The following is a 26247-nucleotide window of genomic DNA, read 5'->3' on the forward strand; positions in this document are numbered from 1 at the left end:
GTCTAACCCGGTGCTACACTAATGCCACAAGAGGGAGCTCGTAAGCGGGCTGAGAGGAAGTAATCAAACTTCGACCTTTATAACCTGATTTGGGTAATGCCAACGTAGGGATTTATACGAGACGGATGTATTTTCCGAGCCTGTACCTGTTGGTATGGGCTCTTTTTTTGTAATTTTCTAAAAAAAGCCCTCGTATATCCCTCCGGATAACAAAAGGAGGATTAAAAAATGAATTACACCACACAAATGGATGCAGCAAGAAAAGGCATTCTGACAAAGGAATTACTGGCGGTCGCTAAAAAAGAGCAATGGGAACCGGAAAAGCTTCAAAAGCTGGTTGCAGAAGGGAAGGTTGCCATCCCTGCAAACAAACATCATACCTGCTTAAATCCAAATGGAATCGGCTCCATGCTGAAAACCAAGATCAACGTAAACCTTGGCACTTCCAGAGATTTAAATGACCTTAATATGGAACTTGAAAAAGTCAACGATGCCGTTGCCATGGGCGCGGAATCCATTATGGATCTAAGTTCTTACGGCGACACCAGAAAATTCCGCAAAAAGCTGACCGGCGAATGCCCTGCCATCATCGGAACCGTTCCCATCTACGATGCCGTTGTTTATTACCACAAGGCATTGGGGGAAATCACGGCAGAAGAATGGATTCAGATTGTGGAAATGCATGCCAAAGACGGTGTGGATTTTATGACTATACATGTGGGGATCAACAAAGAGACTGCAAAAAGATTTAAAAATGCCAGGCGTCTGACCAACATTGTTTCCAGGGGAGGCTCCATTATCTTTGCATGGATGGAGATGACCGGACAGGAAAATCCCTTCTACGAGCATTACGACCGGATTCTGGAAATCTGTGCAGAACACGATGTGACCTTAAGTCTGGGAGATGCCTGCCGTCCCGGCTGCATTGAAGATGCCTCCGATATATCCCAGATCGAGGAGTTAGTCACTCTGGGAGAACTGACCCGCCGCGCCTGGGAGAAACATGTACAGGTCATTATCGAAGGCCCTGGCCATATGCCTCTGGACCAGATCGCCGCCAACATGAAGATCCAGCAGACCATCTGCAAAGGTGCTCCCTTCTATGTTCTTGGACCTTTGGTCACCGATATCGCTCCTGGCTACGACCATATCACTTCTGCCATCGGAGGAGCGGTTGCAGCCGCCGCAGGCGCTTCCTTTCTCTGCTATGTGACCCCTGCAGAGCATTTGAGACTGCCGGATGCCAATGACGTTAAGGAAGGAATCATTTCCGCCCGTATTGCTGCTCATGCCGCAGATATTGCCAAGGGCATCAAAGGGGCAAAGGACTGGGATCACCAGATGAGTGACGCAAGAAAACGTCTGGATTGGGAAGCCATGTTTGAGCTTGCCATTGACCCGGAAAAAGCCAGACGGTACCGGGAAACATCAAAACCGGAAAAAGAAGACACCTGTTCCATGTGCGGCAACTTCTGCGCCATGAAAAATATGAACCGGATTCTTAATGGAGAAATGATCACCATCTTTGACGAATGATATATTGTTTGAATTATCAAAACAGGAGGAATTATCGTGAATGATCAGTCACAAGCAACAATACATAGGGACTCTCAGGAAAACCAGAGAATCAAGATCAAAAAGCTGGCAGTCAGCGGTATGCTGGTAGCCTTTACGGTTGCACTCTCCGGCTTTTCCATTCCCATAGGGGCCTCCAGGTGTTTCCCCATACAGCATCTGGTCAATGTAATCGCAGGCGTATTTTTAGGCCCGGTTTACGGAGTATCCATGGCTTTTTCTACCTCTCTCATCCGAAATCTGATGGGAACCGGAAGCCTTCTTGCCTTTCCCGGAAGCATGGCAGGTGCCTTTCTTGGAGCATACCTTTATAAAAAAACAGGCCGGTTTCTTCTCACTTGCCTGGGAGAAATCATAGGTACCGGATTCATCGGAGCCACACTCTGCTATCCCGTAGCTGCATTTTTCATGGGTAAAGAGGTTGCCGTATTCTTTTTTGTGGCTCCGTTTCTTATGAGTACGGTCTGCGGTACCCTACTGGCTGCGGTTTTACTAATAATTCTCCGCCGCCTGGGACTGGTATCGTATCTGACCCGGCAGATGAACCAATAGAAAGGAAGGAGCTATGAATCTGGAACACTGGGTCTCCCTGACTGGTCTGGTCAGGGAAAAACGCCCGCTCATTCACTGCATCACCAATTATGTGACCGCAGGAGATGTAGCCAATGCCATTCTGGCCTGCGGCGGTTCTCCTGTGATGGCCGACCACCCGGAGGAGGTCAAAGAGGTGACCGGCATTTCCAACTGCCTTTTATTAAATACAGGGACTCCAAAGGAACACTCAAAAGCCGCCATGGAAAACGCAGGGCTGGAAGCAAACCGGCGAAACCTTCCGGTGATCCTTGATCCCGTAGGAATCGGCATCTCGGCTTACCGGACGGATCTGATTCTGGAAATTTTAAAGAAAGTAAAAACTACGGTGATCCGGGGAAATGCTTCGGAGCTTCGTATCCTTTTAAATGTCCTGACCGGTCTGGCAGCAAAATCAAATCCGCTTCCCACCCACGGCGTAGACGTTTGTCCGGAAGATCAGATCACAGGAGATAACGTAACTCCACTTATGGAAACGGCGAAAGCCTTAAGTGCCCTGACCGGAGCAGTTACCGTCATAACAGGAACCATTGATATTGTTTCCACCCAAAAGGATACCCGGCTCATAAAAAATGGCTGTATGGAGATGTCGCAGATTACGGGAAGCGGCTGTATGTTAGACGGAGTCATTGCTTCCTATGCGGCAGCGGCTTATGACTTTACGCCTTTAAGTACTTCCCAGAACGGCCTTTTGGAAGCGGTCTCTCTTGCTACCGCCGTTTACGGCCTTTGCGGAGAACGGGCCGCAAGAAAAACAAACGAATCCCAGGGAGGAACCGGCAGCTTTCACCGATTTTTTATGGACGAAATCAGCTGTTTTAGGGAATCGGATTTGAAAGGAGGACTGAACATTGAAATTTCATAAAGACATGCTTCTCCTCTACGCCATTACGGACCAGGCATTTGCAGGAGAAAGAGGCTTGCTTCCACAGATCGAGGAGGCACTTGCAGCCGGAGTTACCTTTTTGCAGCTCCGGGAAAAGAACATGGACAGGCAGGAATTTTTTAAAGAAGCCGTGGCTGTCCGCAAGCTTACAAGGCAATATGGTGTTCCTCTTATCATTAACGATGATGTGGAAATTGCCATTGCGTGTGATGCGGATGGAGTCCATGTGGGGCAGGAGGACTTACCTGCCCAAGAAGTCCGCAGACGCATTGGTCCTGACCGGATTCTGGGAGTAACTGCAAAGACCACGAAGCAGGCGGTAAGCGCTTGGAAAAACGGAGCGGATTACCTTGGTTCCGGTGCTGTTTTTAAAAGCCCTACGAAAAAAAATGCCATTGGGATCACCATGGAGCAGCTATCTGCCATCTGCAGCTCGGTGCCCCTTCCGGTTACAGCCATAGGGGGAATCACTTATAAAAACGTATCACTTTTACAGGGAACCGGCATTGCAGGAATCTCTGTGGTTTCCGGCATCTTTGGTCAGAGTGACATTCCTGCTGCCGTAAGGGCTTTAAAAGAAGAGGTCAGAAAGGTGGTGGTATCATGAGCCTGTATCTCCCATCGGTTTTGACCATTGCAGGTTCCGATTCCAGCGGCGGTGCCGGAATTCAGGCGGATTTAAAAACCATTACTGCCCTGGGGCTTTACAGCTCCAGCGCAATCACCGCCCTGACCGCCCAAAATACCAAAGGGGTCTATCTGGCAGAAACCGTAAATCCGGTAATGCTGACCAAACAGCTTGAAGCCATCTTTTCCGACATTCCGCCCCAGGCGGTGAAAATCGGCATGGCAGGAGATATTTCTTCCATAGAAATTATAGCAGATATTCTCTCCTGCCACCCCAATGTCCCGGTGGTCTTAGACCCGGTCATGGTCTCCACCAGCGGAGGGACCCTTTTGCAGACAGATGCGGTAAAAACCCTGATTGAGCGGTTATTCCCTCTGGCCACCCTTATTACCCCCAATCTCCCGGAAACAGAAGTACTTTTATCCACAAAAAAGCGGCTCCTGTCCAAAAGAGATATGGAAGAAGCCGCAACCCAACTGTCCCAGAAGTATCAAACCTCCTTTTTACTGAAAGGCGGCCACTGTGAAACGGATGCCAATGATGTATTATGCCATAAGGGCACTCTTACCTGGTTTCCGGGAAAACGGATTGAGAATCCCAATACCCACGGAACCGGCTGCACCTTATCCTCTGCCATCGCCTGCGGGCTGGCAAAAGGCAAAACACTTGAAGAAAGCATCTCATGCGCCAAACAATATTTAAACGGTGCGCTTATGGCAGAGCTTGATCTGGGAAAAGGAAGCGGTCCGGTATGGCATGGTTGGCAGACAAGCATGAAGTAAACTATGGGCAGCTTTTTTCCCATTATATTTTGACACCATCTCTTCCGTTTGGGATGGTGTCATAAATCAACACCGCTATCCGGGCATTATTGGCTTTTACCAGTATTTCAGCAAATGAAACAGCAATCATAACGCCTGCTAAAATCCATGAGAAAACGAAAAGGAACCTGGAACCAATGTTTTCCCTTGCCGTATTAATATCACTTTTATGACATAATCCCTTTAGCAACATACTTGCATAGTATTGAAAATATAGTCTCTACACTCTCCATTTTTTTCTCATACTCTGATGGATTTCCTGCATATCCTGACGGTACCAGATTTCTTGCAGTCTCACCGCCCTGAAGCCATGTTCCAATGGTTTTATAAGACAGTGAATAATCCTTTAAATCCTTTACGGCCTCCTTTTCAACGATCTCATTATAAAAATATTTCATTGCGGCTGTTTCATAGGCTCCTGCGTGTATATCCAGCAATCCATCTTCTTCCGGGAAAAGAGAATCGGGATATTCTGCCCCATCTACAAGAATATGATCTTCCGTTCCTTTCAAATTGTAATTAGAAAGATCATATGGTTCCATTAGGAGCCTTATACGCATGTTATGGGTTTTATTTGACTCTTGTATTGCATCTAATATTGTTTTTATATGTAACGGATCACCATGCTGGTTAATGCAGTAGATCCTTTGAAAACCAAAGCAGCTCAAGTTCTCAAAAATATCATTTAAAACTCTCTTCATGGTTTCTTCTTTTAAAGAAAATGAACCTGGGAAAGCTCCTGTACAATGATTGATTCCCCAATAATACGGTGGTGCAATAAGACACTTTCCACCCATATTTTCAATTTCTGTTTTTATTTTTCTGCTTATTGCATAGCTGAAATATATGTCAGTAGCAAGCGGCAGATGTGGACCATGCTCCTCTATTACCCCTAATGGAAATAGCACCGGAACATCTTTATGCCCCACTTCCTCGATTTCCTTCCAATTCATATCCGCCATCGTATTGCTAAATATTGATTCCATTGTAATACCCCCCTGTTTTCTATTTTATACCAAACTATAGATTTCTGTTTTCATCCGCATTACATCGGATGCATTTCTTATAAATGTCCAATCAGATAATTTTTTTACAGGGTAAATAATATCCGAACGTAAAGTAAGAATTACCATCTTCTTTCACATTCGCATATTTTTCAAAGGAATAGTATTCCATTGAAATTCCGGCAATGGAGTAATCCGGCGCATAGCCATTTGCCTTCATAATCTTTTCCGTTTTCCCATGGGCGCCCTTTTCCAGATTGGAGCTTTTCCCCTCTATCCAACCAATACCCATCAAACAATCCGGAATGTCCCGATAGGAAAATCCTTGGGGAACAGTTGTACCCGGTTTTGCAAAAATTCCTGCAATATAAGTAAACTCTTTGGTTTTTGGATTAAAATCCCCCATATAACCTATCGTATCACCAGCTGGAGATACCCGTTCCGGCATACTTTGCAGAAAATCATTTGTTCCATCATTCAAGATCTTTTTCCATAAATCAGGAACAGGATTGTTCTTACCAACGGTTACTTCCTTGCCAATAAATCTGACAGATTTAAAATTCTCTGTTTCAAAAGATACTTTTACTCCCATAAATCCCCCCCTGCTTCACTGGTTTCCGGCATCCGTTTATCACAAAACTGCTTGCTTAACGATAAATCTGTCCAACGGTCCAGCTCTTGCTGCAATACATTAACATGGAAACAAAAAACATAGTCTCATTCTATCATAGGAAGCAGCAAAAACATAGCATGGAATGCTTATTATAAATAATCATTCGTATACTTTTATCTATATGTGTTGTATTATTAAATCAATCAGAAATTCATTTCACAGCCGGGATCATCTCCCCTGTGAATCCCAAAGGAAAGGTAACGCAGTCATGACAGACAAAAAAACAGCAGTACAATTTACACTGCTGACATTTTGCATCGCCTATCTTGTATCTGGTGCTCTTATAGTTTTTGGAAGGTTTGGATATTCCGTTTCCAATTGGGTGAGCACGTTTCGCCAATTTGCGATGAATATCCCTTTTTCCATCTATATTTTGTCACCTGCCATTGCTTCTTATCTTATACTGAAAAAAAACAACAAAATCAATGGGTTAAAGGATTGGCTGAACACTGTTTTTTATATCAAAAACAAGATATCGGTTTACTTATTCGTTGCTGCAGGACTTACACTGTATTTTGGGGTACATCTTGCAGTTTCAGGCCGTATGGTAATGGTCCTTCCATTTTATACGTTCTTTCTTTCCCTGCCTGGCTGTCTTATCATCGGCGGATTGGAGGAAGCGGGCTGGATGTATATATTGCAGCCAGCCCTGGACAAAAGATATGGTTTTGTTTTATCCTCCATATTGTTCGGAATCATTTGGACTTTATGGCATATTCCCCTCTTCTTTATACCGGGGACAAATCATGGCGAGGGGCTTATAAACTTTTGGATGTTTACGGTTCAACTGATTTCCTTCCGCTTTTTTCACGGTGCGGTCTACAGAATATCAGGAAAAGGCCGTGTGTTTATGAGTGTATTATTTCACACAATGTTTAATGCGGTATCCCCTGTCTTTGGCACCATGACCATGACCTGGGCCGGAACCATTGCCGCAAATGCAGCAGTGGTTCTTGTTTCTGTTATAACCGTTTCCATAGACGCTAAAAAGAGCCGGCGTATGGTTTAAGCATAGGAGCAGCTAAACAACTTTTTAATTGGCTTGAATTCGTTCCGGAACCAGCCTTACTTTAAAAGTAAATTCATCTTCTTCAAACAGATACTCTTTTCTTAAATCCGGTCCGCAGCTTTCAGAGCCGATGCCGTTCTGACGGTAATCCAGGCAGAGAACCGTACTGTCTGCTGAAACAAGTTCAAAGTTATGCCTTTTCTCCGTCAATTCCTCCTGTGTGTAAATGGAGGCATTAAAGGAAAATGCCTGGTCAGCTGCTGCATGGAGAGAGGTTCTTCTTCCTTTTACCGTTACAAAGTCACAATCACTTCTGCTTCCATTTTCCTGTGGTCTTAAATAATCCTCATGCATATCCTTTACGCTGGAATGAAACAATCCGTGATAGCTGGCCCTTCGTTTATCCATATAATTTTCAACAGGCCCCAGTCCATAGTAAGTCACCTGATCCATCTCTTTTGGCAGGAAGAGCCGGAGTCCGAATCTTGGAAGCTCAGGGAATTCTTTGTCTTTTTTTACTTCCAGTTTCACATCAACGGTGCCATTTTGTTCAATAGTCCACAGTGCATTTATATTTAATATTCTCTGGATTGGCGCTGCAGTCATGGACAAATCGGTCTTAATTTCCACACGGTCTTTATGGACTTCAAAGACAGTGTCATAAGCCCTGGATATGGCTCTGTGATAATGGGCTTCCATCCATACGGTCTTAATCTTGCTGTCATTATCCGTAGGTGCTCTCCAGATGTTATATTCCATGGGGTGGTTTAAAAGTAATGCATGATCAAAAAACATCTCTTTGAAACAGCCGGTAAGTTTGTTATAGGTATAGGTGAATGCCTCTCCGTTTATGGTCAGATAACGGTCATCTTCCTCTACCTTTAAAGCCCATTCTGTAACTCCTGCTGCCGGGTTCTTTAATAAATTGACGGCGGTCTGGTTTCTTCCATCTTGATTATCCAGGGGAATTTCATCAAATCCCAGGCTGTATCCCGTTTCCAGGAAATCAACCGGATTCTTTAACAGATAATTGATCTTTAAATAGCATTTTCCCCTTTCTGGAACCTTTATATCAAGAGTCACGGTTCCTTCTTCATGAGGGCATATATCTTCCAACAGAGCTTCTTTAATGATTCCCTGATGGATCACTTTTCCATCACAGGTTACCTCATAAGCCAGGCAGACGTAATCTTTTAAATTTACAAAATCCATGTAATTGTGTAATGTTATTTCTCCGGACTTCTGATCAAAGGAAACCACTCTTATGGGACGGTATACATTTTTAAACTCTTTAAGTCCTGTGTGGGGCTTTCTGTCCGGATACACCAGCCCGTCCATACAGAAGTTATTATCATGAGGATATTCCCCGTGATCTCCTCCGTAGAGATACATGGGCTTTCCCTCCAGACTCCTTCCCTGATAAATGGCATGGTCACACCATTCCCATACAAATCCGCCGCATACTCCGTCGTGCTGCTCAAATACCTTGAAATAATCTTCCAGATCTCCGGGGCCATTTCCCATGGCATGGCTGTATTCACACAGAATAAATGGCTTTCCGGCATTTCTTCCCATATATTCATGAATCTCCTCCAGACTCGGATACATGCGGCTATACAGATCCAGATTGGAGTAATCATAGGTCTTATCCACAGCGCGGTAGCGGGCTCCCTCATAATGCGTCAGCCTGGAAGGATCAAAGCCCTTCGTCCAGGCGAGCGCAGCTTCAAAGGTACAGCCATAGGAACATTCATTTCCCATGGACCATATGACAACACAAGGACGGTTCTTATCCCTTTCCACAAGTAGTTTGACACGGTCAACCGTTGCTTCCGTAAATTCCGGATTATCTGCAATGGCACGGTTCCATCGGTCTCTCCTGACCTCTTCCGTACGGTTTTTCATATAGACAGAAGCGGTGCCATGGCTTTCATTGTCTGCTTCATCAATTACATAAAAACCGTATTCATCACACAACTGATAGAACTGGGGAGCATTGGGATAATGACTGGTACGTATGGCATTCACATTATGTTCCTTCATCAGCTTCATATCCGTCTTCATCTGTTCCAGACGGATCGTAAAACCAGTGACCGGATCGCTGTCATGACGGTTCACTCCATGAAACTTGATTTTCTGTCCATTGAAATAAACCACTCCATCCCGAATGGATATTTCCCGGATCCCCACACGGTCAACGATGACTTCATTCTGGGTCTCAAAAATAATTGTATACAAATAAGGCTGCTCTGCATTCCAAAGGACAGGATTCTCAATCTCCAGGTCAAATTTACCATCTTTAAGGTACCCCTCCGAAAATGCTCTCACATTCCCGCTCCGGTCCAGAACTGTAACTTTCAGCGGGACCTCATTTCCCAAAAAGGACACATTAGCCTGAATACGGGCACTGCTTCCTTCCTGCACGGTATTAATAAAGTAATCAAAAATTCCTTCTTCCGGCCGTTTTAATAAATAAACATCCCGGAAAATACCAGTCATACGGAATTTATCCTGATCCTCCAGATAACTCCCGTCACACCATTTTAAAACCAGGACCGACAGGGTATTCTCCCCTTCCCTGATGAGCGCAGTTACATCAAACTCACTGGTTCCGTGGGACACCTGGCTGTATCCGATATAGCTTCCGTTCAACCATACGTAAAAACAGGAATCGACTCCTTCAAAGTTTAAAAATGCGTTCGGTGCAACATCATCTCTCTGATAAACAAAATGATGGATGTATGCCCCGCAGGGATTCTCTGCCGGAACATAAGGCGGATCCATTGGAAACGGATAGCGGGTATTGGTATACTGGTGTCTGTCATAGCCGTAATTCTGAAAACAACCGGGAACCGGAATCTCTTCAAAGCCGCTGCTATCATAGTCCTCCAGAAAAAATTCATCTTTTACATCATAAATGCTGTCAAAATAGCGGAATTTCCAGTTTCCGTTTAACAGCTGGAACCGGTCGGAATTCTCTCTGCATTCCGTTAAATCAAAGAGTGCCTTAGAGGCCGGAATATAGTATGCCCGGTTTGGCATGGTATTTTCATGAAGCAGATGCAGGTCCTCATAATGTCTGGGTACGATCATGGTTTTATCCTCCTTGTTATACTCTTTATTATAAAAGGAACCTGCAGAAAATCCATAGCCCGGATGAAACAAAATATGTACAAAATGATACCGGTTGCCCACTCACGTCTACTTTGGGGAAACTTTTTATATTATTTCACAGCCTTACTAACCGCCCTGCTAATTCCTTTTCCTATCATTCACCTGCCTGCTATAGGTTTTACATATGTATAAAAATGCATTATCATGATTGAAATATACATATTTTTATGTTATAGTTTTTATGAATGTTTAGCCACATTCGTGTAATTTCTAAAAGAGCCCAACGAAAATAGTCGGGCTCTTTCTGCTTCTGTTCCATTTTTATTCTAATAATTGATTTTTACTGATGGTATTCTAATCCACTTTCTCATATCCACATTGACAAGGGATTTCATTCCCAGTCTGATTGGCTTCTATCAGCATTCTGTTTGCTTTGCTACACCTGACTTTATATGAATTTGATGACCGCTGTATTGTCCCTTAATCTGTATTTCCTGTGCTTTAGCCGTCTGCAAAAGCCTGGAAAAAGATATGCCGGTGTCATATCCCATTTCATTCAGCATCCAAACCAGATCTTCAGTAGATAAATTACCAGAGGCCCCCGGTGCAAAGGGACACCCCCCCAGTCCTCCGAGTGCGGACTGAACACGATCGATTCCCATGTCAATTGCTGTCAGCGTATTTACCATCCCCAGTCCTCTCGTATCATGAAAATGAACCATCAGCTCAAGACCCGGATAGCTTTGGTTTAATGCCCTGACCAATGATTTTATCTGCATCGGATCAGCGATACCGATCGTATCACATAAGCAGCAGGTTTTTAAGCCGGCATCAATATAATCTTTTAGAAATGATACCACCTGTCTGGGATCTTGGTATTTTCCTTCAAACGGACACCCAAATGCAGTCGCCAGATCCAGAATAATATTCATATCAGAGTACGCCTTTTTGATTTCTTTATATCCATTCAAAGATTCTTCATGGGTGCGATTAATATTCGCCTTATTATGGCTTTTGCTGAGAGATACCACGTAAACTACCTTTTTAAGCCCCAGTTCATATGCAGAAGATGCCCCTCTCATATTGGGTACCAGCGCAAATACATCCAGTTCAGGATAACGTTCCAGCACATAGTTCGTCACCTCTGCTGCATCGGCTAACTGCGGGATTGCCTTCGGACTTACAAAGGACGTATATTCCAGATGCTTAATACCCGCCCCAACCAGTTCATCAATAATATGTAATTTCAAATCAGTAGGAATTGTACTGCAGTTTACACTCTGGAATCCATCTCTGGTTCCAACCTCTATAACTTCAATTTTTCTTGTCATTTTTAGTTTTCTCCTTTAAATTACCGACTTCTCCTTAAGAGCATTTATTTCATCATTAGACTTTTCTAAAAATTTACCAAATACTAAATCATTATCCTGTCCAAGAACTGGTGCAGGAGCCACCGGGTCTGCATTACTTTCTGTGAATTTAATTGCATTATTGGTGAGGCGCATCAAGCCGGCAACCGGATGTTCTATTTGTGGAAACATATTTCTGGCACCTGCGATCTGGGGATCAATAACAACCTTATCAATTGAATTAATTGGACAGCCTGGTATTCCTTCTTTATTAAGCATAGAGGTGATTTCCTCTACCGTGTATTGCTTCGTCCATGTTTCAATAATTTGCTTCATGGCCTCATGATTCTGCACCCGGTCCTTGACCGTCAGAAATCTGGGATCATCGGCAAGTTCCGGCATCCCCATCAGTACACACAAATTTTTATACAGCTTGTCATTTCCGGCACCAATAATCACACTGTTATCTTTTGCTTTAAAGGAATCATAAGGGTATGTAGATTCATAACGGTTACCAATCCGTTCCGGAATACGGCCTTCCGCCAGATAAATCAAGTTGATATTGGTCATGGAAGAAACAACGGAATCAACCAGTGATACATCTACCTTTTCTCCAATTCCGGTTGAACGTACATGAAACAGTGCCGCTAAAATACCAATTGTCAGATTTAAACCTCCTAAAACATCGCCCATTGGAGTTCCGGTCCTGGTAGCCTCGCCGCCGGGCCAGCCGGTTGTACTCATCAGGCCGCCCATAGCCTGGCCAATAATATCATAGCCGGCACGATTATGATAAGGACCGTAATGACCGAAACCGGATACTGCACCATATATCAGGCGCGGGTTGATTTCCTTTAATACATCGTATCCAAGCCCAAGCTTTTCCATGGTACCGGGTCTGTAATTTTCAATCACAATATCAGCCTTTTTTACCATTTCCTTAAAAATATCTTTTCCTTCCTCTTTTTTTAAATTGAGCGTACAGCCTATCTTTCCGCGGTTAAAATTCATATAATAGGCACTTTCACCATTTACATACGGGCCAAAGGAACGGCTGTCATCACCTTTTCCCGGAACTTCTATTTTATATACCACAGCTCCCATATCTGCCAGCAGCATCCCGCAATAGGGACCGGCTAATACACGCGTTAAATCAAGTACAACAACACCATCCAACAGTTTTTTCTTCATCATTCTTTCCTCACTCTCTTCAATTATAAAATGCTATATACGCCCATCAAGGCGACCACCACGATGATGGCAAGCATCAATGCCGATAATCCAAACAGCTTGATAAATAACTTATTTTCCTGTTCTTTATCAAAATCAGGATCAGTGGCCTTTGCTGCCATGATCAGGCCGCCTCCGGTTGAGGCCGGACTAAGTCCTGCAAATGAACCCGTCAGGCATAAAATTGTGATCAAATCATTGGCTGATACACCTACCTTTTCAGCAACACTGCCAACCGTTGGAACAAGAGTCGGCCAAACAACACCAAGCGCTGAACTAAACCATGTCATAATACCTCCGATTAACCCCTGTATGGCAACAGCAGTACGGGGATGCATAATTGCGGACAGACTTTCTGAAAGCAGTTTTACTCCTCCGACATCAATAACAACTTCCATCAGCATTCCTACTCCCGTAATCATTAATAACGTTGACCAGGAAACAGTCCGGAACACTGTCTTTTCATCTGCTGCCCCCAGTACCACCAATGCAATTCCTGTTGCAAAGGAAATAATTCCGACATTTCGTTTAAAAAAAGCACAGGAAACAATTACAATTAAAAATCCAAATAAAGTAAGTATCTGCTTCCTATTCAATTTTGGCATCTGTTCCTGTTCTGAAACCTTGCCTGTAATCTTAAAACCTTTAAAAATCAGATATATTACAACGGAGAGCACAAACGTTGTAACAGTTGCATAAATTAAAACCGTTGACTGAAAATTATAAATTCCCTGTTTGGCTGCAATTTCACCTATCAAAATAGATTCCGGCGTAATCGGTGAAAATCGCCCCGCAAAAGAACCAATCTGACCAATAATTGCAAGCATGACCGAATCATAACCAGTGGATTTTCCCAAAGGCAGTGACAATGCAGCTACAATTCCAAGTGCCGGGATACATCCTGGCCCAATTGCTGCAATCCCAAATCCTATCATGTAGATAAGAATTGGAACCGCCACTACGTAACCGCCTGATAAATGCAAAAAAATCTTTACCAGCAATTCCAGAGATTGGTTGGAGATTCCTACCGCACACAGAAATGAAACGCCTAGTAACGTAATAAACAGGCCCGCATTAAATCCCTGTATCAGTACCTTATCGCTGTAACCGGATACGGTCCCAAAAATAGCTACTGCTAAGACAGCCAACAGGCCTACGTTGACTTTTTTCAGAAAGCCTGCCAAAATCACGACGATCAGTACAAGCAGTGATATGAAAGCTAAACTCATAATGTACCTCCATTATTTTTTTTGCAGAAAGCGGAGATTGATCAGGTCTTCTCTGTCTGCACTGCATTTCAAAAATTTTTGTTATGCCTGCCTTTATATATAGCAAATATCATGCCAACTACTGGTCGAGAATTAAAAATATTTAAAATCCCGTAAATACAGGCTTTTTGATATAGGATTTTTTATAAGTTGTGAACTTCTTTTCCTGCACACAAAAAAAGCGTCTCATTTTAAGACACATGAGACGCCTTTTGTTCCAAAACAATACACCTATTGATTTTCTTTTAACTTGCGGTATAAGGTAGACCGGCTGATTTTTAAATCTTTTGCTGCCTTAGCAACACTTCCATGATTCTTTTCCAATGCATTTAATATCTCCTGCCGTTCTAAATCTTCTAAACTTTTTGTTTGCTGTCCGGCAGACGGATTTACAGGTTCTGCTATAAAGGCAGTTTGCAAAGTCGCTATTATTTTTTCCTGTGTCAGACCCTTTTTCTGTAAAAGACATATACGTTCTACAATATTATGAAGCTCCCTTACGTTCCCAGGCCACTGATAGCCGCTATACGTCCGCATAATATTTAAAAAGCTGTCCCAGTCACCTTCAGTTAATCCTGCTCCAGACTTTTCATATATACTTTCTGCAATCTGCAAATAGTCATCCCCACGCATGCTTAAAGCAGGAATCATTAGATTCAGCACATTAAGCCGGTAATATAAATCTTTGCGAAACTCTCCGGATTCCACAAAAGACAGCAGATTACGGTTAGTAGCTCCAATCACCCGTATATCAACAGGAATAACAGAATCTCCGCCTACCCTTCTGACTTCCTTTTCCTGTATTACGCGCAGAAACTGTGCTTGAAATTCCAGAGGAAGTTCTCCTATTTCATCTAAAAATATGGTTCCCCCGTGTGCAATTTCAAATAATCCTGCTTTTCCTCCCCTTTTTGCCCCGGTAAAAGAGCCATCTTCATAGCCGAAAAGTTCTGCTTCCAACAATGATTTTGATAATGCAGTACAGTTGACCGCCACAAATGGTCCGTCTTTTCTGGGACTGGCATTATGGATGCTTTGTGCAAACAGCTCTTTCCCTGTTCCGGTTTCACCATAGAGCATGATTGTAAAGTGGGAATCTGCAAAATCCCTTGCCAGGCTTTTGGCATTTAACATAATCTGTGAGTTTCCGATAATATCTGAAAAGTAATACTTTGCAGTTAAGCCTTTTTCGTGAAGCTTGATGCGGATCTGCCTCTCTGTACTTTGCAGTGATTTTATATCACGGAATGTCGCTACTGCACCCTTGACTTTATGGTTCACGATGATCGGCACTCGATTAGTAGAAAACATGGTTCCGTTAATATTCATCAACTGTCCGGTTTCCGCTTCACCGGTCCGCAAAATTTTAATCATCTGAGTATTGGGCAGCACCTCTTCGATGCGCCTTCCTTCCAGCGGAAATTTTCCTTTATTCAGTATCTTTTCTGCAACCTGATTGGTCACCTCAATGTGTCCGCTCCCATCAATCGCTATAATCGCATCATGGGTATAATTTAAGATATTCTTATAACGCTCCAGTTGGATTTCCAGCAGCTCTCTCTCCTTTTCGCTGGCTCGGTGCACCTGGTATAACTGCTCTGCAGTTTCCACTGCCCGCTCGATGGAACCATTTGAACTCTCCACAACAATATAAGGCATGCCTGCCTCTTTTGCATATCTGCCAGACACAATCCCTCCCACACCTAACACTGCACCATCCCAAACCGACTGCATCACACACTGTCTGCAGCTTTCATCATCTGTAAAATAATAATATTGAGCATCAAGTGCCTGTAGATAACACATGGTTCTTAATTCATCACTCACCTCTTCCGCCAGAAAAAATGCTATTTTGCCCTTTGCCTTTGCTGCCTGTTCAAGTGCCGGAATATAATCTGACGCAAGCAGAGGAATATCCACAACAGTTGCTGACAACTCTTTTTCCAGTATTCTTTTCGTTCCTCCCCGGCTGATAAACAGCCAGGTGCCCTGTTGAATCAATTCTCTTGCAACTCCAACCGCACCTTCCAGTGCCACAGTATATACATTAATTTTCAGACTTTTGCGCCGAATGATTGTCGATGCTCTTCCTGCAAGGCTTTCCGTCGGTGCAATGAAACAGATTTGAGGAATGCTGTTATCTTTTCGTTTTTCCATAAATCTTCTCCCGTACAAATGATTTTACCCTATGGATCCAATTTGCAATTTTTCCCAAAACAGCATAACTGGAATATACCAGGATAAAAAAACTCAGTCATTTATCTTCCGGTCAAAACTTCCTTTTATTCCCAGCTCATCCCTGTACTTGGCCACAGCTCTTCTGGACAGCGTTATTCCATTTTTCTTCAATAACTCTGTTAACTTAGCATCACTGTAAGGTTGCTTTTTCTCTTCTCCGTTAATAATTTCCTTAAGAAGTTCTTTTATCCGAAAAACCGATACTTCATCATGGTTACTACTACCCACGGCAGATGTGAATAATTCTTTCATTGCTATTGTCCCATATGGATATTGGATATACTTATCTTTTACGGCTCTGCTGACTGTAGATATGTTTATCCCCAGTTTACTTGCTATTTGCTGCATGGTAACAGGCTTAAATTTGCTTTTTTGACTCAGGCTGCCTCCCTGAAGTTCTATCAATGCTTTTACAATATCTATTATCGTTTTTCTTCTCTGTTCAACAGCCTCTATAAAAAAGCGGGCACGCTGCTGTTTCTCTTTAAAATATGCAGATAAGTCAGGATCACCGGTATTATTTAACATTGCAGCATAGTAATCATTGATTTGATAATTGGCTAACCAGCTATCATTGATTTTAACCTCATAGCCACCAGATGACCGGGAAACAATAACATCCGGAATAATATAATCGATCGTATTCTTTCCTAATGACAACATGGGTCTGGGATCAAGTTTGGCTATCACCGAAAGATACCTTCGTACTGTTGATGATGAAATATTCAGCTTCCTTGTTACGGCTGCAATTTTTCCCTGTGACAGCTCTTCTAAATATTCTTTTATTATAACATTTAATACAGGGTCCTCTATACCTAACCGATTCAACTGGAAGATCAGACATTCAGCCATATCCGATGAGAATATACCAACTGGCTCCAATTGCCTTAATTCATTCAGGCATTTTCCAATTGTCTCTATTGGCACATTTACAAGCAACTGTATCTGTTCTAATGGTACTTTAAAAAAACCATTGTCATCCAGACAGCCAATCATCACATTAATTACTTCTTGTTCCTGTCTGCTATATTTAGTCATATCCATTTGTTCCCACAAGTAAGAATAGATATCTTCTGTCTCAGAAACAGCATTTTGATACCATTGCTGGTATTCACCGCTGTATTCACCACTGTTTCCGCCATTTGATTCGACATTTCTATTTTCCAATAAAGGATTTTCCAGATATTCATTTAACAAGACTGCATCTAACTCAATATTGTTTAAAGCCAGTAATCTTAGGGACTGCATCTGCCTGGATGTTAATACCTGCTTTTGGGTTAACACCGTTTTAATCCCCTGCTCTAACCGCATTTAACTCTCCCTTTTTCGCATATTTACTAAATCCTGATAGTTTATCAAACCATTTAATCATATTATAATATGCATTTTTTGTCAATAAAAGTCATTTTATATGATTATAAAAGATTTTTTTTGTTATAATTGCCCATTTTAAACGATATTCTTTTCAGAAAGAATCTGACAAACCTATCAGTTTACGATCGGTATGTTTGCGATATACCCATTTTTAAGTATTGGTTATAGCACCCAAATAAACGAATTTAATCTACTAAATATAATAAGGTATATAAGCTAAACAATTCACACAACACTTCAAGAAATTACTCTGTTGATTTTGAAAACTAGTGGAGCATTTTTGATTACGAAAAATGTTGCAGGTTGAACTATCGAGATACCTGGTGATATCATATGGATGGAAGTATAAGAAAGCGGTGACGCCAATGGTAAAATAACCAAATGATTCTCTAAATACTCGAAGCATATTATATGACAAAATTATATATTAAAGGGGGCTCCAAAATGTGTACAAGTTTTGCAGTATACAGTCAGGAAAAAGCTATTTATGGTATGAATTTCGATGCTGCTGATATTGATTTAAAACTAAAAGTCAATAGTTATAATGATAGGAACTTATTTTACTTTTCAGGTTTATTAGATAACAAATACAGGAATATCGCGGGCTTTAACAGTGAGGGTCTATTTATCTGTACTCAAGCAGTAAAATATAGTCCAGGTTCCAAATCAAGTTGTGATGAAAATGATTGGTCTGCTTTTGATATTTTTGATGAGGCGCTAAAGAAAACAAAAAAACATCTGAATTTTTTGAAATTCTTAATAAAAGAGTGATCTCTTATCCCAGAAATCCGTTATTCCCGGATTTAGGACTACATACTCTTATTGCTGATAAAACTGGTGATGCATTTATTCTGGAAGAAAGAAATAATACAAATATAGTAAGTCCTTGTCAGAATGATTTTATTATTATGACTAATTTCCCAAATGGGGATTTTAAGGAAGCAAATTATAATGAAGTATCTGGCAGAGGTGCTGATAGATATATTTGTGCTCATGAATATATCCATAATAATATTCATAGCTTTGGAATAAATGAAGCTTTTGAAGTTTTAAGCAAAACCAGCCGGACGGATACTCTGTGTTCAATCGTATATGAACCATTAAAAAATGAAATTTCTATCAGTTTTAAAAAAGATTTAAGCAAAAGATGGAAAATTTCTATTATCGAAAAAACAATCCAATCAATGGAGGGATTTTTAAGCAATAATAAAATTCAGTTCACAAATGAAGAAATATTCGTGAAGGATCTTATTAGCTTATATAAGTGTGATAGGTAACTTTTTTGAAAACCGTTTTAAGTCAAAGTAATCCTCTATTGACTTGGAAGAACAGAATGAACGATACAAGACGATAATTGAGTTTATAGACTATAAGTATGTTGAAAATAGTTTTGTTTGGGTATAATAGGTTGTATCTTTATGAAAGGAGGTGATTCCCTATGACAACCAGCAAGATATCCAATAGATTAATACATGAAAAAAGTCCTTATCTACTTCAACATGCTTATAATCCAGTTGACTGGTGGCCCTGGTGTAAACAAGCATTTACCAAAGCAAAAGCAGAAGATAAACCCATCTTTTTAAGTATTGGTTATAGCACCTGTCATTGGTGCCATGTGATGGCCCATGAGTCATTTGAAGATAAAGAGGCAGCCGAAATTCTTAACCGTCATTACATCTGCATCAAGGTGGACCGGGAGGAACGGCCGGATATTGACGCAGTCTATATGGCTGTGTGCCAGATGTTCACGGGCTCCGGGGGCTGGCCCCTTACAATCATTATGACGCCGGATCAAAAACCATTTTGGGCAGGAACCTATCTTCCTAAAACAGAAACCTACGGAAGAATGGGACTTGTGGAGCTGCTGGAAGCTGTCAGACTTATGTGGGATAACGACCGAAATGCGCTTCTATCCAAGGGAGAACAGGTTACTGCCTTATTGAACAGGCAGCAAAAGGTCCAGAGCAAAGATGCGGATCTGAACGATACTATCTTAATCCATGCAGCCAGACAATTAAAAAGTAATTATGATCCCAAGTGGGGTGGATTTGGATCTGCTCCAAAATTCCCTACTCCTCACAACCTTTTGTTTCTTTTACAATATTCCCTGCGGGAACAAGACGATTCCTCCCTGGAAATGGTCAAGCATACCCTTACCCAGATGTTCCGGGGCGGTATCTTTGATCATTTGGGCGGAGGTTTTTCCCGCTATTCCACCGATGAAAAATGGCTTGTGCCCCATTTTGAAAAAATGCTTTATGACAATGCTCTGCTTGCCCTTGCTTATCTGGAGACATACCTTGTTACTAACAATGAATTTTTTTCTATGGTTGCAAAACGCACTCTGGATTACGCAATAAGGGAACTGCTTGATGAAAAAGGCGGATTTTATTGCGGGCAGGACGCAGACAGTGATGGAAACGAGGGAAAATATTATGTATTTACCAAAAAAGAAATTTACAATGTATTGGGGGAAACCGATGGCGGAGTTTTCTGTGATTGGTTTGGTATAACAGAACATGGGAATTTTGAAGGAAAGAATATTTTGAATTTACTGGACAATCCCCGATATGGCGAGACGGACCTTGGTATAAAAGAAATGACTCATAAGCTGTACACTTATCGTTTTAACCGTACCCGGCTTCATAAAGACGATAAGGTTCTTACCTCCTGGAATGCACTGATGATTGCGGCTCTGGCAAAAGCTGGCTGGCTGTTTGACAATCCCGGATATATTCAAGCTGCCAGAAATGCTTGCTCCTTTATCAAAACAGCCCTGACCAATGAGCATGGAGAATTGAAGCTCCGCTGGCGTGAGGGGGAAGCTGCAAATGACGGACAGCTGGATGATTATGCGTTTTACGCATATGCCATGCTGGAACTATATAACGCTACGTATGAAACAGAATATTTGCAGCAGGCGATCCGCATGGCAGAACAAATGCTGGACAATTTTGAAGATGCCCGGCAAGGCGGCTTCTTCCTTTATTCAAAGAACAGCGAACAGCTGATTAACCGCCCCAAAGAAACCTATGACGGTGCCATTCCTTCCGGTAACTCAGTGGCAGCTGTTGTTCTGGAACAGCTCTCAAAACTGACAGGTGAAATAAGGTGGCAGCAATTAAGCCGCCGCCAGCTTGGTTTTCTTGCTAATTCTATAAAAGATTACCCGGCAGGACACTGTATGGCATTACTGGCCGTCTCTCAAGCGGTTTATCCATCTTCCCAGCTGGTTTGTATAACTGCCGAGAAAAGTATTCCTGAGGAATTGATCGTTTATTTGAAACATGCGCCTACCGTCAACTTGTCTGTACTTGTTAAGACCCATAAAAACAAAGAGGACTTGGAAAAGGCCGCTCCCTTTACTGCAAGCTACCCCATTCCCCAAACCGGAACGGTCTATTATCTGTGTCATAACGGAGCCTGTTATTCTCCGACCGATGATCTTTCCAGCCTGTTCAAGCACCTGCAATAAAAACCGATTTCATCTGCCGCTTATTTTAACCGATTAACACAGGATTCCCGGATCACCAGCTCCGGTTTTAGAATCCGTTCCACCCGGCTTTCCTCATCGGGAATTCCGTTTATTTTTTCCAGGAGAAGCTCTGCTGCCATTGCCCCCAGCCGTTCCTGGGGGTGGGCAATGGTGGTCAGCTTCACCCTTCCGTTTTCTGCAATAAAGGAATTGTCATAGCCTGTAACGGAAACATCCTCCGGTACAGAAAGGCCGCATCTGTCAAGGGTTTTTATGACCTCAAGAGCGATCTGGTCGTTGTAGCAGACGATCCCGTCTATTTCCCGTCCCTCTTCCAGCAGATACTTTAATATCTCCCCAGGCTTAACGGTCCGGTCTTCCGTATGAAACCAGATGACCATATCCGGATCATAGGATAATCCGGACTCCTGCAATGCCTTTACATAGCCTTTGTGCCGGTCTCTTCCCTGAATATCATCCGCCTTAAAAATCCCCAGAACATGCCTATGCCCAAGAGTAAGCAAATACCGGGTAACCAGATACCCGCCCATGCAGTCATCCATAAGAATATGAGGCTTTTGTTTCATCCGGGAATAGTACCCCTGGATAAATACATAAGGGATCTGGTAAAAATCCAGCTTATCGAACAGCCCTTTATGACCGCACATGATTTCACTTTTGCTGGGTTCAATGATCAGGCCGTCAATATTCTTTTCCAGAATCTCTTCCAGACATTTGCTTTCCTTTAACCTGCTGTTTCCTGTATTTTTAAGAATAATGCTGTATCCGCCTGCCGTAAGCACACGGTCGATTCCCTGAATCAGTCTTGGAAATATATAATCGGATAAATACGTAGTAATGACCGCTATATTGCCCGACCCCTTTTTCCCCCCTGCTTTTCTGGAAACAAAGGTCCCTCTTCCATGCTGTGCCTCAATAAATCCATCCTGCTCCAGAATGGAAAGCGCCTTTCTTACCGTGTGGCGGCTGACGTGACAGGCGGCGGATAATTCATTTTCCGATGGCAGACGGTCTCCGGGTTTTCTTTTTCCTGAAATAATATCCCTTTTCAATTCTTCCATCAACACATAATATTTTGTTTTTCCGCTGTCCTCTGCCATAAAAAACTCCTTATAATTGATTCTGCCCGTAATATGCATCGGGTCCATGCTTGCGCAGGAAATGCTTATCCTGCATACACTGAGGTGCCGGAATTACCGATGGATTTAACAGTTCAGTCATCAGATTCATCCTTGCGATTTCCTCCAGCACCACTGCATTATGAACTGCATTGGCCGCATCTGTTCCCCAGGTAAAGGGACCATGGTTTTTACAGAGAACCGCAGGAACATGCATGGGATCTTTCCCTTTAAAAGTCTCTATGATCACCATTCCGGTATTTTTCTCATATCCATCTTCGATCTCTTCCTCTGTTAGATTTCTGGCACAGGGAATCTCTCCATAAAAGTAATCGGCATGGGTGGTTCCATAGCAGGGAAGGGCTCTTCCTGCCTGGGCCCAGGAGGTTGCCATGGGAGAATGGGTATGTACGATACCACCCACCGCTTTAAACGCCTTATAAAGCTCCAGATGAGTGGCCGTATCAGAGGAAGGATTTAGTTCTCCCTCCACTTTATTCCCATGAAGATCCATAACCACCATATCCTCCGGCATGAGTTTATCATAATCCACTCCGCTGGGCTTAATAACAAAAAGGCCCTTTTTTCGGTCGATTCCGCTTGCGTTTCCCCAGGTATAGGTGATAAGTCCTCTCCGGGGCAGTTCCATATTTGCTTCATATACGACTTTTTTCAGTTCTTCCAGCATACTTTTTGCCGCCTTTCCGCTCCTGTAATCATTTCAAGCTGTCTACTGCTGCACGTTCTATGGATAGTCCTTTTTTATAACGCTCCATAAAAGCTGCAAACCCCTTTTCATCCTCCGGATCCGGTTCAATCAGATTACCTGCTTCCCCGGCAAAAACCTTCTTTGCAAGGTAATGATCCAGAGTTTCTCCCTCCTCTTTTCTTATCATATAAGATGCTAAAAGAGCCGCTCCCCAGGCACCGCCTTCCCCTGCGGTCTCCATGACAGCAACCGGAACCTTCATCGCTGCAGCCATGATCTTCTGCCCCGCTTCCTTCGTTTTAAAGAGTCCTCCATGGCCCGTAAGCACATCAAGCGCAACACCTTCCTCATAGAGAATATCCATTCCCATCTTTAAGGCACCTAAAGCCGTATAAAGATGAACCCTCATAAAGTTAGCCAGATTGAAACGGCTCTCCGGCGTCCGTACGAATAAGGGCCTGCCTTCTTCAAAACGTGTCAAATGCTCTCCGGATAAATATCCGTAGGAAAGGAGCTTTCCTCCGTCCTTATCTCCTTCCAGAGCTTTCTGGAACAAGGTGGAAAACAGCGTATTTTTATCTATTTTCATTCCCATGGTCAAGGCAAATTCCTCAAAGAGAGAAACCCAGGCATTTATATCCGAGGTACAGTTGTTGCAGTGGACCATGGCAACCGAATCTCCTGCCGGTGTGGTAACCAGGTCGATCTCCGGATGTACCTTTGACAATTCCTTTTCCAGAACAACCATGGCAAATACGCTGGTTCCTGCGGAAACATTACCGGTTCTTCTTGCCACGCTGTTGGTGGCTGTCATGCCGGTTCCTGCATCTCCCTCCGGCGGACAACACGGAATCCCTGCCTTTAGATTCCCGCTGATATCCAAAAGCCTTGCCCCCTCTTCCGTCAAAGTGCCTGCTGCTTCTCCCGCCGTTAATACCCTGGGCATAATATCTCTTAGCTTCCAGGGATACTGTTCTCCAGCAATAAGCTCATCGAACTGTTTTACCATCCGTTCATGAAAATCCTTTGTATTGCTGTCAACCGGGAACATTCCCGCACAGTCTCCGATTCCAAGAACCCGTTCTCCTGTCAGCTTCCAGTGAACGTAGCCTTCCAAAGTTATGAGGTAATCCAAATGCCGTACATGCTCTTCTTTATTAAGAACCGCCTGATACAGGTGAGCAATGCTCCATCTTTGGGGAATATGAAAGGCAAACAATTCCGTCAGCTTTTCAGAGGCTTCTGCTGTCATGGTATTTCTCCACGTGCGGAACGGGACCAGTATTTCCCCATTTTTATCAAATGCCATATATCCATGCATCATAGCCGAAAAGCCAATGGCACCGATGGTGGTAAGCGTTTCCCCGTATTGCTTTTTGACGTCCTCTGCCATCTGCCTGTAACTTTCCCGGACTCCATTCCATATATCTTCAATGGAATAGGTCCAAATCCCATTTTCATACCGGTTTTCCCAATCATAACTGCCGGAAGCAATGGGGGTGTGAGCTTCATCTACTAATATCGCTTTAATTCTGGTGGAACCAAGTTCCATTCCCAGAGCGGTCTTCCCCTCCCGGACAGCCGCTGCAATTTGTTTCTCCTTCATCAGAACCCCCTCCTTAAAGAACAGGCCCGCCCCTTTTTTAAGGGGCGGGCCCCGCAAAATTTTAACGGAATACCACGGAATTCCACTTTAATTCATTTTTCAAATCCCGGATGGTTGTCTTTTCATCAATATATACGGCTTCGATTCCCATTGCTTCGGCCCAGTCGCCCATCTGCTCAGCAGTCAAGTCATAGGAAAATGCCGTATGGTGAGCACCTCCGGCTAATATCCAGCTTTCCGCTCCGGTTGCCAAGTTTGGTTCCGGAGTCCAGAATGCAGTGGCTACCGGAAGCTTTGGCATTGGTTTTTCTGTCTTTTTGCAGTTTACCGTATTGATGATCAAACGGAATCTGGTGCCTAAATCGATCAGGGAGGTGGCAACTCCCTTTCCTTCTTTTGCAGTAAAAACAAGACGGGCCGGATCTTCCCTGTCTCCCATAGACAACGGATTTACCTTAATGCCGATGTTACCATCTGCAATGCTTGGGCAAACCTCCAGCATATGAGACTGAAGGATCCCTTCTTTTCCCGGAACCAGATTGTAGGTATAGTCTTCCATAAAGGAGGTTCCCTTTGCATTCTTTACGCCCTCTGTCATGATCTTCATCAGCCGGACCATGGCTGCTGTCTTCCAGTCTCCCTCTCCTCCAAATCCATATCCCTTCTCCATAAGACGCTGGATGGCAAGACCCGGAAGCTGCTTTAAGGAACCAAGATCTCCAAAATGAGTGACAATTGCCTGATAATCCTTATCCACCAAAAACCGTTCAAATCCCAGCTCGATCTGGGCCTGAACTGCCACGTGAGCCTTAAATTCCTCAGGATCCCTTCCTTCGGTCAAAATCTCATATCTGCTGTAATATTCATCTACCAGAGCCGAAACATCGCCTGCTGCCACGTCCTTCACATAATCGGCGATCTCATTTACCGGATAGGCATCGATCTCCCAGCCGAACTTCATCTGAGCCTCCACCTTATCGCCCTCGGTCACAGCAACATTTCTCATATTGTCAGCAACACGAAGGACCCGGATATGGCTGCTTTCCATAATTCCAACTGCAGTACGCATCCAGTCACGGATCCGCCTATGAACATTCTCATCGTCCCAAAAGCCTGCGATGACCTTTCTTACCATTCCCATTCTGGTCACCATATGGCCGAATTCCCGGTCCCCATGAGCCGACTGGTTCTCATTCATAAAATCCATATCAATGGAATCATAAGGAATCTCCCGGTTGAACTGGGTGTGCAGATGCAGCAGAGGTTTCCGGTATTCCTGAAGCCCCAGGATCCAGGATTTTGCCGGTGAAAAGGTGTGCATCCAGGTAATTACGCCTGCACAGGCTTCATCGGCGTTTGCCTGGTTAAACAGTGCACGTATGGAAGTATTGTCAATGAGTACAGGCTTTAACACCACGGGAAACGGCAGAATCCCGCAGGAATTAAGCCGTTCTGTAATGATTGCCGAATGTTCTGCTACGTTTTTTAAGCACTCTTCCCCATAAAGGTCCTGAGAGCCAGTTGCAAACCAGAATTGATACTCCTTCTTTACCATGTG

21 protein-coding genes and 1 riboswitch are annotated in these 26247 nt (G+C 43.3%); of the genes, 9 read left to right on the forward strand and 12 right to left on the reverse strand.

Features of this window, described 5'->3' with window-relative positions; translation table 11 throughout:
- Positions 1-20: 20 nt before the first annotated feature.
- A riboswitch (TPP riboswitch) is annotated at positions 21-129 on the forward strand.
- A gap of 99 nt (positions 130-228) precedes the next feature.
- The 5 genes from thiC to thiD all read left to right on the forward strand — a co-directional run bounded on the left by thiC (position 229) and on the right by thiD (position 4462).
- Positions 229-1536: a phosphomethylpyrimidine synthase ThiC gene (gene thiC, locus ACLTWA_RS19425; RefSeq protein WP_412329563.1), complete on the forward strand. Its 1308-nt coding sequence runs from the start codon at positions 229-231 to the stop codon at positions 1534-1536.
- A gap of 90 nt (positions 1537-1626) precedes the next feature.
- Complete coding sequence (gene thiW / locus ACLTWA_RS19430; protein ID WP_412329615.1) at positions 1627-2127, forward strand: energy coupling factor transporter S component ThiW; 501 nt, start codon at positions 1627-1629, stop codon at positions 2125-2127.
- 13 nt (positions 2128-2140) lie between these two features.
- Positions 2141-3031 carry a hydroxyethylthiazole kinase gene (gene thiM / locus ACLTWA_RS19435; protein WP_412329564.1) on the forward strand — a complete coding sequence of 297 codons (891 nt, stop codon included), beginning with the start codon at positions 2141-2143 and terminating at the stop codon, positions 3029-3031.
- Positions 3018-3659: a thiamine phosphate synthase gene (gene thiE, locus ACLTWA_RS19440; protein ID WP_412329565.1), complete on the forward strand. Its 642-nt coding sequence runs from the start codon at positions 3018-3020 to the stop codon at positions 3657-3659. Before thiM ends, thiE begins: the two co-directional genes overlap by 14 nt.
- A complete protein-coding gene (gene thiD, locus ACLTWA_RS19445; RefSeq protein WP_412329566.1) occupies positions 3656-4462 on the forward strand; it encodes a bifunctional hydroxymethylpyrimidine kinase/phosphomethylpyrimidine kinase in 807 nt (268 codons plus the stop codon). Before thiE ends, thiD begins: the two co-directional genes overlap by 4 nt.
- Before the next feature lie 206 nt (positions 4463-4668).
- Here the strand turns inward: thiD and ACLTWA_RS19450 are convergent, their stop codons facing one another.
- A complete protein-coding gene (locus ACLTWA_RS19450) occupies positions 4669-5454 on the reverse strand; it encodes a creatininase family protein (RefSeq protein ID WP_412329567.1) in 786 nt (261 codons plus the stop codon).
- Positions 5455-5578: 124 nt separating this feature from the next.
- Positions 5579-6097: a GyrI-like domain-containing protein gene (locus ACLTWA_RS19455; RefSeq protein WP_412329568.1), complete on the reverse strand. Its 519-nt coding sequence runs from the start codon at positions 6095-6097 to the stop codon at positions 5579-5581.
- A 289-nt stretch (positions 6098-6386) separates the two neighbouring features.
- Between ACLTWA_RS19455 and ACLTWA_RS19460 the strand changes: the two genes are divergently transcribed.
- Positions 6387-7187: a CPBP family intramembrane glutamic endopeptidase gene (locus ACLTWA_RS19460; protein ID WP_412329569.1), complete on the forward strand. Its 801-nt coding sequence runs from the start codon at positions 6387-6389 to the stop codon at positions 7185-7187.
- Between the two features lie 24 nt (positions 7188-7211).
- Here the strand turns inward: ACLTWA_RS19460 and ACLTWA_RS19465 are convergent, their stop codons facing one another.
- The 6 genes from ACLTWA_RS19465 to rpoN all read right to left on the reverse strand — a co-directional run bounded on the left by ACLTWA_RS19465 (position 7212) and on the right by rpoN (position 17697).
- Positions 7212-10280 (reverse strand): glycoside hydrolase family 2 TIM barrel-domain containing protein, encoded by a 3069-nt coding sequence (locus ACLTWA_RS19465; RefSeq protein WP_412329570.1) that lies wholly within the window; start codon positions 10278-10280, stop codon positions 7212-7214.
- A 437-nt stretch (positions 10281-10717) separates the two neighbouring features.
- The gene (locus ACLTWA_RS19470; protein ID WP_412329571.1) at positions 10718-11632 is read right to left on the reverse strand and encodes a hydroxymethylglutaryl-CoA lyase; all 915 of its coding nucleotides are present in this window, start codon (positions 11630-11632) and stop codon (positions 10718-10720) included.
- 15 nt (positions 11633-11647) lie between these two features.
- Positions 11648-12844, reverse strand: a complete 1197-nt coding sequence (locus ACLTWA_RS19475) for a CaiB/BaiF CoA transferase family protein (RefSeq protein WP_412329572.1) — start codon at positions 12842-12844, stop codon at positions 11648-11650.
- Positions 12845-12864: 20 nt separating this feature from the next.
- Entirely contained in the window at positions 12865-14109 is a 1245-nt protein-coding gene (locus tag ACLTWA_RS19480) for an SLC13 family permease (protein WP_412329573.1), read from the reverse strand.
- Between the two features lie 270 nt (positions 14110-14379).
- Entirely contained in the window at positions 14380-16305 is a 1926-nt protein-coding gene (locus ACLTWA_RS19485) for a sigma 54-interacting transcriptional regulator (protein WP_412329574.1), read from the reverse strand.
- 93 nt (positions 16306-16398) lie between these two features.
- The gene (gene rpoN, locus ACLTWA_RS19490) at positions 16399-17697 is read right to left on the reverse strand and encodes an RNA polymerase factor sigma-54 (RefSeq protein ID WP_412329575.1); all 1299 of its coding nucleotides are present in this window, start codon (positions 17695-17697) and stop codon (positions 16399-16401) included.
- Between the two features lie 507 nt (positions 17698-18204).
- Here rpoN and ACLTWA_RS19495 point away from each other — a divergent pair.
- The 3 genes from ACLTWA_RS19495 (at position 18205) to ACLTWA_RS19505 (ending at position 21235) form a co-directional block, all read left to right on the forward strand.
- The gene (locus ACLTWA_RS19495) at positions 18205-18531 is read left to right on the forward strand and encodes a hypothetical protein (protein ID WP_412329576.1); all 327 of its coding nucleotides are present in this window, start codon (positions 18205-18207) and stop codon (positions 18529-18531) included.
- On the forward strand, positions 18528-19037 hold the full coding sequence (locus ACLTWA_RS19500; RefSeq protein WP_412329577.1) for a hypothetical protein: 510 nt from the start codon (positions 18528-18530) through the stop codon (positions 19035-19037). The genes ACLTWA_RS19495 and ACLTWA_RS19500 overlap by 4 nt, the downstream gene beginning before the upstream one ends.
- A 161-nt stretch (positions 19038-19198) precedes the next feature.
- Positions 19199-21235, forward strand: a complete 2037-nt coding sequence (locus tag ACLTWA_RS19505) for a thioredoxin domain-containing protein (RefSeq protein WP_412329578.1) — start codon at positions 19199-19201, stop codon at positions 21233-21235.
- Positions 21236-21255: 20 nt separating this feature from the next.
- Here the strand turns inward: ACLTWA_RS19505 and ACLTWA_RS19510 are convergent, their stop codons facing one another.
- From ACLTWA_RS19510 to araA, 4 genes are all read right to left on the reverse strand, one after another.
- Positions 21256-22356: a GntR family transcriptional regulator gene (locus tag ACLTWA_RS19510; protein WP_412329579.1), complete on the reverse strand. Its 1101-nt coding sequence runs from the start codon at positions 22354-22356 to the stop codon at positions 21256-21258.
- A 10-nt stretch (positions 22357-22366) separates the two neighbouring features.
- Positions 22367-23062 carry an L-ribulose-5-phosphate 4-epimerase gene (locus tag ACLTWA_RS19515; protein ID WP_412329580.1) on the reverse strand — a complete coding sequence of 232 codons (696 nt, stop codon included), beginning with the start codon at positions 23060-23062 and terminating at the stop codon, positions 22367-22369.
- A 28-nt stretch (positions 23063-23090) separates the two neighbouring features.
- Positions 23091-24689 (reverse strand): xylulokinase, encoded by a 1599-nt coding sequence (locus ACLTWA_RS19520; protein WP_412329581.1) that lies wholly within the window; start codon positions 24687-24689, stop codon positions 23091-23093.
- A gap of 61 nt (positions 24690-24750) precedes the next feature.
- On the reverse strand, positions 24751-26244 hold the full coding sequence (gene araA, locus ACLTWA_RS19525) for an L-arabinose isomerase (protein WP_412329582.1): 1494 nt from the start codon (positions 26242-26244) through the stop codon (positions 24751-24753).
- Positions 26245-26247 lie beyond the last annotated feature (3 nt).

The sequence above is a fragment of the Lacrimispora sp. genome (genome assembly GCF_046972725.1).
Taxonomy (GTDB): Bacteria; Bacillota; Clostridia; order Lachnospirales; family Lachnospiraceae; genus Lacrimispora.